Genomic DNA, 12576 nt, shown 5'->3' with positions numbered 1-12576 from the left:
AGGACTCTATGTCACATGTCGGAGCGGGATCCCCGGGGAGCCCGCTCCATTACTGTGCCTGAACGGATTTGGGTGTTCTATGGTATGGCCGAATGTTTTATGGATTCTGCTGTGTTGGATCTTCACGAGGCGAAGTGCTGTCTCTGTCATTTTTCAAAGAATCTTCTTCATCAGATGCCCGTGATGTGTGGCCCTTCCGATACAGGTGCATAAAAGTTATGATGCAGAAAGTGATTCCAGACGCAATCAAAAGCAGCAGAGAGAGTCCCCGCAGAAGGAGGCTGAAGAAGAAACCGACTGCGATCAATGGCGTTGAAAAGAGGAGGGTGTAGCCTCCCATGTCATCCATCTCAAAACCGGATATATGATTCCAGACTGCCTTTAAAATCAGATCGAAACCGCTTCCTGTCAGGAAGAAGAAGAGGGCGATTCCCAGGAGAACGGGAATGGGAGTATATTGGTGAAAATACTTTTTCATGCTTGCCTCACAATTTGCAGAACGACCGCTTGACCTCACCCGAAAGGTTAATTGAAGAATAATATGTTTTTCTGTCCGCGGCAAGTGAGAACCTCTATTTTGAGTGGTGGCTTAGATGCGGTAGAGAGGCGGACTGCAATTGGAGTTTCGATCAAAAAGAGGGCGCAAAAGGGTCTCTTTGCCGGATCAAAAATATAGTAAAATGGAAACGGAAGTCTCTGTTTATTTATGGACATAGAAGGCCTGCAGAGCCTGTATTCAAGAGGTGAATTCATGATTGCCGATACAAATGCGGTTAATAAAGGGGCTCTATGGGCAAGAGTAAGTATACTGTCAGTCGGATTTGTGATGTGAGTATCTGTAATATGAGAATGGGTGAGGACGAACGATGTTTTTTGATAAGTTAAAGAAGGGACTCTTTCACGGGGGAAAAGGCCAATCGAATGAGGACAGAAACGCTTCTGCCTTACAGGAGCAATTCTTGCGGGCAAGCGGAGAAGGAGCGGAGAAACCGTTCTCGCAGGCGGCCGGAGAAGGAGCGGAGAAACCGTTCTCGCAGGCAAGCGGAGGAGAAGCAGAGGAACCGCTTTCGCAGACAGCGACGGGGGAAGAGAGGAGCAAGCGCTTTACTTTGATGGCGGAGAGATTGGAAATCGCTGCTGGAGAGGAATTCTATGTCGAGGGTGACCTCGTCGGCCAGGCTCAGGCAGGTGAACTGGTGACGGTTCTGTATCGCGACGGCAACATTGCCCATCCGGTGATTGAAAAAGTAGAGATCTTAGAGAAAAAGGAAGATGTCAGCGCCGACACCAGGACGGCAAGACTGTATTTTTCCGGGAAGAAAGCCCTGGATCTCGACTGGAAGTATGCCGTCATTACCGATATTCCCTACCAGATCGAGGTGGATGTGAACAAGGCAGTAGAAAATCCATATCTGCTGGGCCTGATCCAGGCTTTTGATAGGCACATCCGCGAGGAAGACTTTTGGAACCTCTTCTTCCGCGAACTGGTTCGGAGTCATTATCTGCTTCCTGTGCGCATGGACGGCAGTATGCCAAAGGGCCGGGGCGGGGAGGTTACGCTTGAAAAGGGGACGACCTTTGGGGTCTATCGGGTCAGCTTGAATGACGGAAGTTTAGCCCTGCCGGTCTATACGGATTGGGTAGCATTGGAAGGAATGGCCGGGCAATGCGGTGATGACTGGAAGAGAGAAACCATGGTCATGCATTTTCCTCAGCTGGCGGATATGCTGGAGGAGGGAGAGAGCATCGTCGTGAATCCTTACGGTCCTAAATTTTTTGTCGTCGATCCAAAGACCATTGCAAATATCGTGAATTCTTCCGGCTATCAGGGAGAGTTCGGAGAGGCCAAGGTTGCGTCTAAGACAGTCCAAAAGGATGAGAAGATCCTTTTGGGTTACCCCGCAGAGAGCGAAGAAGTGGAGGCCATCCGCAGGCGTCTGGTTGCCTTTGGTAAAAAACATCCTGAGATTTCCATGATCGATCTTTTACTCAAAGCGGATGAAGAGGGGACCCAGTCCTATCTGGTAATTGTTGATGTGCCGGAGGAGGGATGCAGGGACTGTTTCGGCTCCATTTACAATGCCTGCCGTGACCTGCTTCACCGGGTGACCTATATGGATTTTGTGACCTTAAGGAGAGCGGAGTTCGCCAGGACGGCGAGGACAGAGCCGCCGGTCTATCAGAGATAGGGGATAGAAAATGCTGATTGGTTTTTTCTTTGTCGTTTGTTTTATTGCATCGTCTGTCGGAGCTGTTGTGGGGGCCGGCGGCGGGGTGATCATCAAGCCGCTGCTGGATATGGTTGGAATTTTGCCTGTGTCAACGGTCAGCTTCTGCTCAGGCTGTACTGTCTTAGCCATGTCCGTGTGCTCTCTGATTCGAACCAGAAATAACGGAGTTCAGCTTAAGATCAAGACGAGTACAGCGCTCGCTGTCGGCGCGGTAGTCGGAGGACTCCTGGGACAGATCCTTTTTGATCTGGTTCGAAAAAGCTTCGGAAATGAAAGTGTACTCGGGGCCATCCAGGCGACCTGCCTGACCATAATGACGGTCGGAGTCCTGCTCTATGTTATTATAAATGTAAGGGTTTCTTCAATGCTATCCTCGACTTTCTTTGCTGCAGCCCGAAGTTTCATCTTCTGGAGTTTCTCGACGACCTGGGTAGCTTTCTGGCAGGCAGACTCCTTACTCTCCTGGGCGTAGATGATCTTCAGCATCATGGCAACCTCTCGGACTTTGCCACGCGGGACGACCGAGAAAACGTTACGGTAATAATAGCGGTCTCAAACTGGATTCCTTTCAGCTTTGGAACATGAAGCGTCGCGTCACCGGCAGTAGTAGTAAAATTTCGGTCAAAATGCCCGGAACGATAGCCTTTTCACTTGCCGGATCGTTCATAGCGTCCAGCATCGACCAACTCACCAGCTTCATGCTCCAGGAGGGCAATGTCTATCCTTTTCTGATTTTGCGAAAAATATTGTACGTCATCGATTTGCGTGCCGGAATCCGGTACGGGAAAGGGATATTATGATTTTAGAAAATACACAAAAAAACAGAGAAATAAAAAAAGTTGTTGCAACGATGGCAATAGAAAATATGTATTTCAGCGAGGATTTTCTCAATGAGATTGTAAAAATATCAAAAGGGGAAAAGACATATGAGGAACTCCGTCAGGAGGTAATAAAAAAATATGCCAGATTCTAAGGATTGCGGAGCAGAAGGCAGAGGACTACCGCGACCAGTCGCAGATCCTTAGCAAGGCGATCGGGGTCGGAAGAGCCGCGCTTGCGCTCAAGGACGCCTATGGACCGGCCCAAAAGGCCTATGACGAGAGGAATGTCAAGGAAGACTGGGCAAGCTACATCAAGGCGTGCGGTGACCTGAAGAATCAGCTGGATGCAGCGAAGGAACTCTTAAAAGACAGGAAGTCCGGCATCAATGAGCTGGAGCAGATGAGAGAAAGCGTAAATCAAGCCAAAGACGCGCTTCCGGAGCTATGGAAGAGGCTTTCGCTTCGCATTGCGCCGGAAAACAAGCTGGCACTCAGCAAGGATGACAAGATTCAGATTTCCGGCGAATTTAAGGATCTGACAATCCGGTACACAACGGACGGGAATGATCCCATGTGGTTCTCCGAGGAGTACAGGGAGCCCTTTGAAGTCACAAAGTCCAAGGAGACCGTAAAGGCCGCCCTCTTCCTCGGGAGACGGCAGATGAGCAAGGTCTTCGAGACCAACTACATCAGCGAGGAGGCCCTTAACACGGCAGAAGGGCTTGAGAAGGATTACAGCGCGGTTACGGATCACGGAAGCTCCGGTGGCAGTGACGGCGTGGCCAAGGCCCTGGACGGGAAGAATTACCAGTCCTGGAGCCCCAAGACATTCCCAACAATTCTTGAACTTAGCTTCTCCAAGCCGGTCAAGGTCAATGCGGCAGAACTGGCTCTGGACTGGTTCTACAAGAATTATTATGATATCGCGGATATGGATATCGAATACTGGAACGGAAGCGAGTGGGTCGCCGCTGTGAAGGGGGCGCATCTGGGAGCCCAGTCCAAGGTATTTACATTCGATGAATTCGTCTCCGACAAGGTGCGGCTTAAGATCAACCGGGCATGGCTGTATGATTACTACGGCGAGATCGGGGTAGACGCTTTCCGGCTCTTCTATCTGAAGGACCAGGTGACAGCTGATAAGGGCAGCCTGGACCAGGTGATCTCCGTCGCCCAGAAGAGTGTGGACCAGGGAGAGGTCAAGGAGGCAATCAAGAGCGTACAGGAGAGCTTTCACAAGGTATTGGCCTATGCCAAGTCGGTGAGCTCCAACATAGAGTCCAGTCAGAGGACCGTCGATCAGACCACGATCGCCTTGATCGAAGAGATCCAGAAGCTGGGATTCAAGGCGGGCGATAAGACAGAGCTCAGGAAGCACTATAGCCTATACAGTGCGCTGGACCGGAACAATACATCGACGGCAAGGCAAAAGACGCATTCGGTCGAGCCCTGGAGGAGGCCAGGAAGGTGCTGGAGGATGGAGACGCGCTGGAAGAGGATGTCCGCAAGGCGGATCAGAGTCTTCTCGACGCGGCGGAGGCCCTGGTCAAGAAGGGGGACAAGACCTCTCTTCGAGCCTTGGTAGATTCGACAGCCGCCTATCAGAAGGAGAATTATCTTGACGCAGGATGGGACGCCTTCCTGGCGGCGCGCAAAGCGGCGGAGAAGGTGCTCGCAGACGAGTCCGCAAGCCAGAAGGATGTAGATCAGGCGAAGGGAGACCTTGCGAAGGCAATGACCGGTCTGCGCTATAAGGCAGACAAGTCGCTTCTGAAGGAAGTGATTGCCAAGGCGAGGGCCATCGATCTGACCGGATACAGTCAGGAGAGCGCAGCCTGCCTCCAAAGCGCACTTGCCAAGGCGGAGGAGATCATGGAAAACGACAAGCTCTCCGTCTATGAGCAGCCGCTTGTGGATGCGGCAGCTCAGGATCTTCAGAATGCGATTGCGGGCTTGAACAAGAAGCCGGAGAAGTCGGCAGATCCATCGAAGCCGGGTGGTGATAAGGGATCCAAGAAAGATAATCGCCCCGGAACGAATGGAAAGAATCCCGCAGCAAATAAGAGCGGTGCCGGTCAGAAGAGGTCGGGCGGTAAGAATGTGAAGTCTGCCAAGACAGGAGATCTCGCGCCGATCGGCCCGGCAGCGGCCGGCATGGTCCTTGCGGTGGCAGGAATCGCTGTCCTCTTGTGGAGGAGAAAAAGGCAGTAAGGAGAAATAAGAATCGGCTCTGAGTCCGGTGCTGGAGCGCATTCCTTCGGGAGTGCGCTCCTTTGCTGCATTTGGCGGAAGATTGGTCAAGCGCCGGGAAAATGCATATAATAACAAGGTAGGACCTATCAGGGGATGAGACGCTCGGACAGGAGCAGGAACCGGATCCGGGACAGGGAGTCAAAGGAGTTTCCATGGAATCATATGAAGAGAAGGTGAGCGGGGTTGTCGAGTCGATTCTGGCGGACTACCGGAAGGGACGAGATATTGACAAGATGGCGATTTTCAACCAGCCGGATCCGCAGGTGATTCGGGAGATCGTCCACAGCATGCTGAAGATCATCTATCCGGGCTATTACAGGGACAGCAGCTACAAGGTGTATAACATGGCCAGCAACCTGACCGTCTGGATTGAGGATGTCATCTATAAGCTGACCAAGCAGGTCAATATCGTCCTGCGCTACCAATCCGGCCAGAGGGCAGATCAGGGGAAGGATCGGGCGGGATCTGATTTGGAATCCGATCCCGCGCATGGCAAGGGCAGTTATTGCGCCAGCAGCTACGGGGACGGGAGCGTCTGCGCCGCGGAACAGGAGTATCTCTTCGAGCAGCAGGCCAGAGATATCATTCTGAAGTTCTGCGCCCGCATCCCAAAGCTCCGCGAGTACCTGGACACGGACCTGCAGGCGACGCTGGAAGGGGACCCGGCAGCACTGAATAAAGACGAGATCGTCCTGTCCTATCCGGGTCTTATGGCAACCACGATTAACCGGATGGCTCATGAGCTCTTTCTTTTAGATGTGCCCCTGATCCCCCGCATGATGACGGAGTATGCGCACTCGGTCACGGGAATTGACATCAATCCCGCGGCGACCATCGGCAAGTACTTCTTTATGGACCACGGGACCGGGATTGTGGTGGGGTCTACCACAATCATCGGAGAACATGTCAAGATCTATCAGGGGGTTACTCTGGGGGCCCTGTCTACTTCCGGCGGGCAGAGCCTGCGCGGGATCAAGCGTCACCCCACCATTGAGGACCATGTGACCATCTATTCGGGAGCATCCATTCTGGGAGGGGAGACTGTGATCGGCAGGGGATCGGTGATCGGATCCAATGCCTTTATCACGCACTCTATCCCGGAGGGGACCAGGGTCACAATCAAAAATCAGGAGCTGATCTACAAGAACGGCAAGGGAGAGCTCTTAAATGAGCTCAACTGGTAGCGCGGACACAAGACGATCCCATAAACGGCATGAGATCATGGAAGATTGAAGGAGGAGAGCAGATGAATCCGGAGAACAAGAAGGCGGCCAGAGAGAGAAGGGCCGCTGAGAGGGAGAGGGAGAAGAAGGTTAAGACGGTCTGGATTGTGGCCCGGGTCCTTGCGCTGATCCTGGCAGTCGTCCTGCTCTTCTTTGGCCTAAAGCACAGCAATGGCGGCGGTAAGGCAGACCAGGAGAAGAATACAAGCAGTCAGAGTCAGGAGCAGAAGGACAAGAGCCAAACAAGCTCTGACGGAGGGAATAAGCAGACCGATTCCGCCAAGTCAGATCCGGAGTATAAGGCAAAGAGCGGGGATACGGTCTCTATCCACTATGTGGGGAAAGTGGGAGACACTGCCTTCTACGGGGGTACCGGGGACTACGACCTGAAGCTCGGAAGCGGCTCTTTCATTGCCGGCTTCGAGGATCAGGTGATCGGTCACAAGAAGGGTGAGACCTTCGACGTCAACGTCACCTTCCCGGCCAATTACCGGTCTACGTACGCCATGAAAGAAGACGGGCAGGAAGACAGTTCCAAGCCTATAACTCTGGCCAATGCGAAAGCAAGCTTCACAGTCACGATCAAGGGAATCAAGTAAGAGTCTCTGGGGCTGTGGAATCAATCAGCCGACGGTCGCAAATCGCAGTTGCAGCTTCTACGCAGATGCGAGGCGGGACAGTCGGCCTTTCTCATCTCAGGAGGGAAATCGTATGAAGTTCTATATGCCCGCCAGACTCTATCAGGAGCCGGAGGCGGTGAGAAGGCATGGACGGGAGATCAGCGGTCTGGGCAGGAAAGCTCTGCTTGTGACAGGCGCCTGTTCCGCCAAGAAGAACGGGGCGCAGGCAGACCTGCTTGCGGTGTTGACGGATGCCGGGGTGGACTATTTGGTCTTCGATGAAGTCGAGGAGAATCCCTCTACCGAAACGGTCATGCGGGCATGCCAATCGGCGCGGGCAGCGGGCTGTGATTTCGTCGTCGGCATCGGAGGGGGATCGCCCCTGGATGCGGCCAAGGCCATCGCCCTCATGCTGGCGCATCCCGATTGGGGTGAGGAGAAACTCTATGAGAAGGGACCGGACAGTCGCCGCCTGCCCCTGGTCTGTATTCCGACCACCTGCGGGACCGGCTCCGAGCTGACGGGGGTGGCAGTTCTCACCCGCCGGGCCCGGGGGCTCAAGGGGTCGATTCCCTACAGTCTCTTCCCGGATCTCGCTCTGGTAGACGGGAAATACCTGGCCTATGCCCCCAAGCGTCTGATCGCCAACACAGCGACGGACGCCCTGGCTCATTTGATCGAGGCCTACGCCAATCGGAGGGCGGATGACTACAGCCGGATGCTGGTTGATGAGGGGATGACTGTCTGGGCGGAGAACAAGGACTTCCTCCTGGGAGAGGAGGAGGCAAGCCCCCGGCGCTATGACCGCCTGATGCTGGCCTCTAGTCTGGCAGGAATGTCCATCGCCCAGTCCGGCACCACACTGCCCCACGGCCTGTCCTATCAGCTGACCCTGGAGGGAGGAATCCCGCACGGGGCAGCGGTCGGCTATTTTCAGGCCGCCTATCTGGAGGCGTGTGACAGGAGGACGCAGGACCATCTGCTGGAGATGGCCGGATTCGAGAGCCCGGAGGAATTGAACGACTTCTTCCGGAAGATCTGCCGGTGGCCTGAGGTGAGCCAAGAGCTCTTAGAGGATTGCCTGGCTGCGGTCAAGAAGACGCCGGCCAAGCTGGACCTCTGCCCGTTTGATGTGAATGAGGAGGTCTTGCGGAGGATTGCAGGACTGGATAAAGGAGAGAAGGATGGCGCCAAGAAGCTGCATGACAACCCTCTGCTATCTTGAGAGAGACGATGCCTATCTGATGCTTCACCGCATCAAGAAGGAAGCCGATGTCAACCGCGATAAGTGGATCGGAATCGGCGGGCATTTCGAGGAGGCGGAGTCTCCGGAGGACTGCCTGCTCAGGGAGTGCAGGGAGGAGACCGGACTGACCCTGACCTCCTATCGCTACCGGGGGCTTATCACCTTTGTCTATGAAGGCAGGGCGGAGTACATGTCCCTTTTTACGGCGGACGCCTGGACAGGGCAGATGACCTCCTGTGATGAGGGAGAACTCAAGTGGGTCAGGAAGGATGCAATCAGGGGACTGAACCTCTGGGAGGGGGACCGGATATTCTTCGACCTCCTGGAGGAGGAGAGGGAGTTCTTCTCTCTCAAATTGGTCTATGGAGGGGATGGACTCCTCCTGGAGGCTGTCTTAGACGGCAGGCGTCTGTCTGTAGAAGGAGAGGGAAGTTGAGATGTATGATCGAGTAATCTTAGCAAGCAAGTCTCCCAGAAGGAGAGAACTCTTATCGCAGCTTGGTCTGCGCTTTGAGGTCGTGCCGGCCCGGGGGGCGGAACTGTCCGCAGAGGAAGATCCGGGAGCCTATGTGGAGGATCTGGCGTCCGCCAAGGCGCGAGAGGTCGCAAGCTCCCTCTTCTCATCGGAGGAGGATGCGGGGACTGTATCTGCCACTGAGAACAGGGAGACTGAGAATAGGGGAGGGATTCTCGTCCTAGGGGCGGATACCATTGTGGTCAAGAACGGGGAGATCCTGGGCAAGCCCAAAGACCCGGAAGATGCGACCCGGATGCTCTCTCTTCTGTCGGGGACGTCCCACCGGGTCCTGACCGGGATCTGCCTGATTCTGATCGAGAACGGCCGGAGGATCGAGCGGCGATTTCATGAGACGACGCATGTCGACTTCGCAGAGCTGACTCCACAGGAGATCGCAGATTATGTCGCGAGCAATGACCCCATGGATAAGGCCGGAGCTTATGGGATTCAGTCCGGGGCGGCCAGATTCGTGACGGGGATCCGCGGGGACTACAACAATGTCGTCGGCCTGCCGATCGCAAGGCTCTATCAGGAACTCAAATCTCTGGGACAAGACCGGCCGGGAGAAAGTCCGAACCGGCTGGGAGAAGAACCGAACCGGCTGGGAGAAGAATCGGGCAGGTCACAAGAGCAGGGCCAGGCGCAAGTACGGGGAGATGATATCGAGAAGGCAGCGCAGGCAGAATCCCGTCTGGACCGGCAGTTTGACTTCCTGCGGGAACTGGACCGGGAGAAGAATATCTTCCGCCAGAACTATATCGGAGGGCAGCTTAGAAGGGAAAATGACGCCGAACACGCCTGGCACATGGCCCTCATGGCGGCGGTACTGAGAGAGTACGCCAATGAGCCCGTGAACCTGGAGCGGGTTCTTCTCATGATTCTCCTCCATGATGTGGTGGAGATTGACGCGGGAGATACCTACGCCTATGACGAGGAGGGAAAGAAGAGTCAGGAGGAGAGAGAGCGGGCTGCGGCAGACCGCATATTCCGGATCCTCCCATCGGACCAGGCAGTCTACTTTCGCGGCCTCTGGGATGAGTTCGAAGCCTGGCAGAGCCCGGAGGCCAGATTCGCCCGGGCCTGTGACAACTTCCAGCCCCTTATGCTGAATGCAATGAATCATGGACAGTCCTGGCTGGACCATGGGATATGCCTAAGTCAGGTCCTGGGACGAAATGCCCGGTCGGGCGAGGGGGCCGGACAGGTCTGGAGCTATGCCTATGAGCACTTTATTCTCAAGGGTATCCGGGAGGGAAAGCTCATAGACGATCGAGAGACCGGGGGGACCGTCTAAATAGCTCTTATTTTATAAGAATTGGTAAAAAGAAGAGGAATTTTCGGGATCAGTCCCGGGTGTTCCGATAAATTGTACAGAGTTTTGTACAATTGAACGAAATTTCCCGGGCCGACCCCCAAAAAAAATCGAAAAAATTCTAATTTTTTGCTTCACCTTTTTCGACAAAGAGTATAATAGAAATTAAGAAAAACATAGGCAATGTGCCTAAGGTTAGGTTTGTTTTTCGGAAGGGAGGAACGTAAATGATTAGTTTTTTGTTGTGTCTGGCGATTTTGATCTGCGCCTACTTTACCTATGGGAAGTTGGTGGATCAGACCCTCGGGCCGGACGACCGCGAGACACCGGCGGTAGAGATCAATGACGGCGTCGACTATGTGGTGATGCCGCAGTGGAAGCTCTTCTTGATCCAGCTGCTCAACATCGCAGGCCTTGGTCCCATCTTCGGAGCAATGCAGGGTGCACTTTGGGGCCCGGTTGTCTTCCTCTGGGTCACCTTCGGTACTATGCTGGCCGGCGGTGTTCACGATTATTTCTCAGGTATGCTCTCCGAGAGGAATCGCGGCGCTTCCATCTCAGAGGTGACCGGAATCTATCTGGGCGGCGGTATGAAGAATGTCATGAGAGTCTTCTCCGTGGTTCTTCTGGTCATGGTCGGTACGGTATTTGCCGTGGGCCCCGCAGGCCTGATTGTTCAGCTTGTTAAGGAGAAGGGAGCAGGCGGCGTCCTGGCTCAGACGACCTTCTGGCTGGCGATTGTCCTGGCTTACTACTTCATCGCGACCTTCATCTCCATTGATAAGATCATCGGAAAGATCTATCCGGTCTTCGGCATCTGCCTGATTATTATGGCGATCGGTGTTGCCATCGGTATCTTCACCGGCGGCCATCAGATTCCTGAGATCTGGTCTCACTTCTATAACATGCATCCCAAGGCCACACCGATCTGGTCCTTTATGTTCATCACGGTTGCCTGCGGCGCCATATCCGGTTTCCACGCTACCCAGTCTCCTCTGATGGCCCGCTGCTTAAAGAGTGAGCGCCAGGGCCACTTCGTATTCTACGGAGCCATGGTTGCCGAGGGTATCATCGCGCTGGTTTGGGCTGCTGCAGGATGCTCTCTCTACGAGGTTACCGGAGGACTCAACACCGGTCTTGCCGCTGTTCTCGCACACGGTCAGTCCGCAGCGATCTATGATGTCTGCATCAAGACCATGGGTCCGGTCGGCGTAGTACTGGCAATGCTTGGTGTTGTGGCCTGCCCCATCACTTCCGGCGACACCGCTTTCCGCTCCGCACGACTGACCCTGTCCGACTGGTTCGGTGTCAGCCAGGAGAAGTATAAGAACCGTCTCATGCTCTGTGTGCCCCTTCTCGGTGTCGGTGCAGTCCTCGGCTTCGGCAACACCTTCGGTGTGATCAACTATACCGTCATCTGGCGTTACTTCAGCTGGACCAACCAGACGCTGGCTATGATTGTCCTCTGGGCAGCAGCCATGTATCTGGCCAAGGAGAAGAAGAACTTCTGGATCTGCGCTCTTCCGGCGACCTTCATGTCCGCCGTTTCCATCACTTACTTCGTGATGGCTCCGGAGTGCCTGGGCCTGATCCCCGCACTGAAGCAGAATACAGCGGTTGCTTATCCTGCCGGTATCATCGTTGCGGTGATCTTCTTCGCAATCTTCTACAGAGCTGCGAAAAGAGAGCAGAGTAAGGCATAAGATTTGTTGATTTGAATTTTGACAGGGGCCTTTGAGCAGAGCGCTTGAAGGCCCCTTCTCGTTCCGGGAAGGAGAGTCTATGGGACAGTGTTGCAATCCGAAAATACCTGACGAGAAGGAGGAGGCCCTTCAGGGCGGCCCCAGGCATGTGCTCTTTTCCGCCCGAAACGACGGAGTAAAGGAATTGCCAAGAGACGTCATAAAGGCAGACCTTAAGAGATGTCGCCGGATCGGCGTCTGCGGTCTTGGAGATCGGGCCCTCTATCTGGGAACCTATCTCAGAGACCGCAGCAGATACATCTGCTATGAAGATATTGCCAGGGTGTATAAGAGGGTGGCCATGTCCAAGGGGGGCTTCAGCGGCAAGGGGGTCTTCGGCTCGATGGCCTATGTCGTTGTCATCTTGCGGGACGGGAGCGAGCGGGTCAGCCGGATGAAGTATGAGGACCAGGTGGATACTCTGCTTACGGCCGTGAGCCAGGAACATCCGGAGATTTCAATTTACACCGTCGAGGGGGAGAAGAAGATCAGAGAAGCGGAGGAAAAAGAGCGGGCCCGCTACCTGTCGGAATTAAGCCCTGAGGCAGAAGAGGCAGTGCGGCAGTTGCAGAGAGCGAAAGACTATCTCGAGAAGAAGCCGGAGCTGTCAG

The 12576-nt window shown here is 54.4% G+C and carries 11 protein-coding genes and 4 pseudogenes; 13 read left to right on the top strand and 2 right to left on the bottom strand.

Going from position 1 to position 12576, the window contains the following annotated elements:
• Window positions 1-97: 97 nt before the first annotated feature.
• Window positions 98-478 carry a hypothetical protein gene (locus ACO5R6_RS07020; RefSeq protein ID WP_485626476.1) on the bottom strand — a complete coding sequence of 127 codons (381 nt, stop codon included), beginning with the start codon at window positions 476-478 and terminating at the stop codon, window positions 98-100.
• A 388-nt stretch (window positions 479-866) separates the two neighbouring features.
• Here ACO5R6_RS07020 and ACO5R6_RS07015 point away from each other — a divergent pair, with 388 nt between their 5' ends.
• Window positions 867-2189 (top strand): enhanced serine sensitivity protein SseB C-terminal domain-containing protein, encoded by a 1323-nt coding sequence (locus ACO5R6_RS07015; protein ID WP_485626475.1) that lies wholly within the window; start codon window positions 867-869, stop codon window positions 2187-2189.
• A gap of 10 nt (window positions 2190-2199) precedes the next feature.
• A pseudogene (locus ACO5R6_RS07010) lies at window positions 2200-2520 on the top strand (TSUP family transporter); the annotation flags it as partial.
• A gap of 53 nt (window positions 2521-2573) precedes the next feature.
• Here the strand turns inward: ACO5R6_RS07010 and ACO5R6_RS07005 are convergent.
• Window positions 2574-2941: pseudogene (locus ACO5R6_RS07005) on the bottom strand (transposase); the annotation flags it as partial.
• Window positions 2942-3027: 86 nt separating this feature from the next.
• Here ACO5R6_RS07005 and ACO5R6_RS07000 point away from each other — a divergent pair.
• From ACO5R6_RS07000 to ACO5R6_RS06950, 11 genes and pseudogenes are all read left to right on the top strand, one after another.
• The gene (locus ACO5R6_RS07000; RefSeq protein WP_485626474.1) at window positions 3028-3204 is read left to right on the top strand and encodes a hypothetical protein; all 177 of its coding nucleotides are present in this window, start codon (window positions 3028-3030) and stop codon (window positions 3202-3204) included.
• Window positions 3205-3452: 248 nt separating this feature from the next.
• Window positions 3453-4637, top strand: a complete 1185-nt coding sequence (locus tag ACO5R6_RS06995) for a chitobiase/beta-hexosaminidase C-terminal domain-containing protein (RefSeq protein WP_485626473.1) — start codon at window positions 3453-3455, stop codon at window positions 4635-4637.
• Window positions 4520-5263, top strand: coding sequence for an LPXTG cell wall anchor domain-containing protein (locus tag ACO5R6_RS06990; RefSeq protein ID WP_485626472.1), 744 nt, complete (start codon window positions 4520-4522; stop codon window positions 5261-5263). Before ACO5R6_RS06995 ends, ACO5R6_RS06990 begins: the two co-directional genes overlap by 118 nt.
• A 194-nt stretch (window positions 5264-5457) precedes the next feature.
• A complete protein-coding gene (locus ACO5R6_RS06985) occupies window positions 5458-6489 on the top strand; it encodes a serine O-acetyltransferase (protein WP_485626471.1) in 1032 nt (343 codons plus the stop codon).
• A 62-nt stretch (window positions 6490-6551) separates the two neighbouring features.
• On the top strand, window positions 6552-7127 hold the full coding sequence (locus tag ACO5R6_RS06980; RefSeq protein ID WP_485626470.1) for an FKBP-type peptidyl-prolyl cis-trans isomerase: 576 nt from the start codon (window positions 6552-6554) through the stop codon (window positions 7125-7127).
• A gap of 112 nt (window positions 7128-7239) precedes the next feature.
• On the top strand, window positions 7240-8373 hold the full coding sequence (locus ACO5R6_RS06975) for an iron-containing alcohol dehydrogenase family protein (RefSeq protein WP_485626469.1): 1134 nt from the start codon (window positions 7240-7242) through the stop codon (window positions 8371-8373).
• The gene (locus ACO5R6_RS06970; protein ID WP_485626468.1) at window positions 8333-8830 is read left to right on the top strand and encodes an NUDIX hydrolase; all 498 of its coding nucleotides are present in this window, start codon (window positions 8333-8335) and stop codon (window positions 8828-8830) included. The genes ACO5R6_RS06975 and ACO5R6_RS06970 overlap by 41 nt, the downstream gene beginning before the upstream one ends.
• A gap of 1 nt (window position 8831) precedes the next feature.
• Window positions 8832-9467: pseudogene (locus ACO5R6_RS06965) on the top strand (Maf family protein); the annotation flags it as partial.
• Window positions 9456-10205, top strand: coding sequence for an HD domain-containing protein (locus tag ACO5R6_RS06960; protein WP_485626477.1), 750 nt, complete (start codon window positions 9456-9458; stop codon window positions 10203-10205). The pseudogene ACO5R6_RS06965 and the gene ACO5R6_RS06960, both read left to right, overlap by 12 nt.
• Before the next feature lie 245 nt (window positions 10206-10450).
• The gene (locus ACO5R6_RS06955; RefSeq protein ID WP_485626467.1) at window positions 10451-11926 is read left to right on the top strand and encodes a carbon starvation CstA family protein; all 1476 of its coding nucleotides are present in this window, start codon (window positions 10451-10453) and stop codon (window positions 11924-11926) included.
• Window positions 11927-12005: 79 nt separating this feature from the next.
• Window positions 12006-12576: pseudogene (locus tag ACO5R6_RS06950) on the top strand (hypothetical protein); the annotation flags it as partial.

Source organism: Shuttleworthella sp., assembly GCF_057251025.1.
This window is presented reverse-complemented; position numbering and strand designations above follow the sequence as displayed.

What these genes read in the sequence shown, in the direction of transcription:
- ACO5R6_RS07020 (WP_485626476.1), bottom strand. Translation starts at nt 478, where the DNA reads ATGAAAAAGTATTTTCACCAATATACTCCCATTCCCGTTCTCCTGGGA.
- ACO5R6_RS07015 (WP_485626475.1), top strand. Translation starts at nt 867, where the DNA reads ATGTTTTTTGATAAGTTAAAGAAGGGACTCTTTCACGGGGGAAAAGGC.
- ACO5R6_RS07000 (WP_485626474.1), top strand. Translation starts at nt 3,028, where the DNA reads ATGATTTTAGAAAATACACAAAAAAACAGAGAAATAAAAAAAGTTGTT.
- ACO5R6_RS06995 (WP_485626473.1), top strand. Translation starts at nt 3,453, where the DNA reads ATGAGAGAAAGCGTAAATCAAGCCAAAGACGCGCTTCCGGAGCTATGG.
- ACO5R6_RS06985 (WP_485626471.1), top strand. Translation starts at nt 5,458, where the DNA reads ATGGAATCATATGAAGAGAAGGTGAGCGGGGTTGTCGAGTCGATTCTG.
- ACO5R6_RS06980 (WP_485626470.1), top strand. Translation starts at nt 6,552, where the DNA reads ATGAATCCGGAGAACAAGAAGGCGGCCAGAGAGAGAAGGGCCGCTGAG.
- ACO5R6_RS06975 (WP_485626469.1), top strand. Translation starts at nt 7,240, where the DNA reads ATGAAGTTCTATATGCCCGCCAGACTCTATCAGGAGCCGGAGGCGGTG.
- ACO5R6_RS06970 (WP_485626468.1), top strand. Translation starts at nt 8,333, where the DNA reads ATGGCGCCAAGAAGCTGCATGACAACCCTCTGCTATCTTGAGAGAGAC.
- ACO5R6_RS06955 (WP_485626467.1), top strand. Translation starts at nt 10,451, where the DNA reads ATGATTAGTTTTTTGTTGTGTCTGGCGATTTTGATCTGCGCCTACTTT.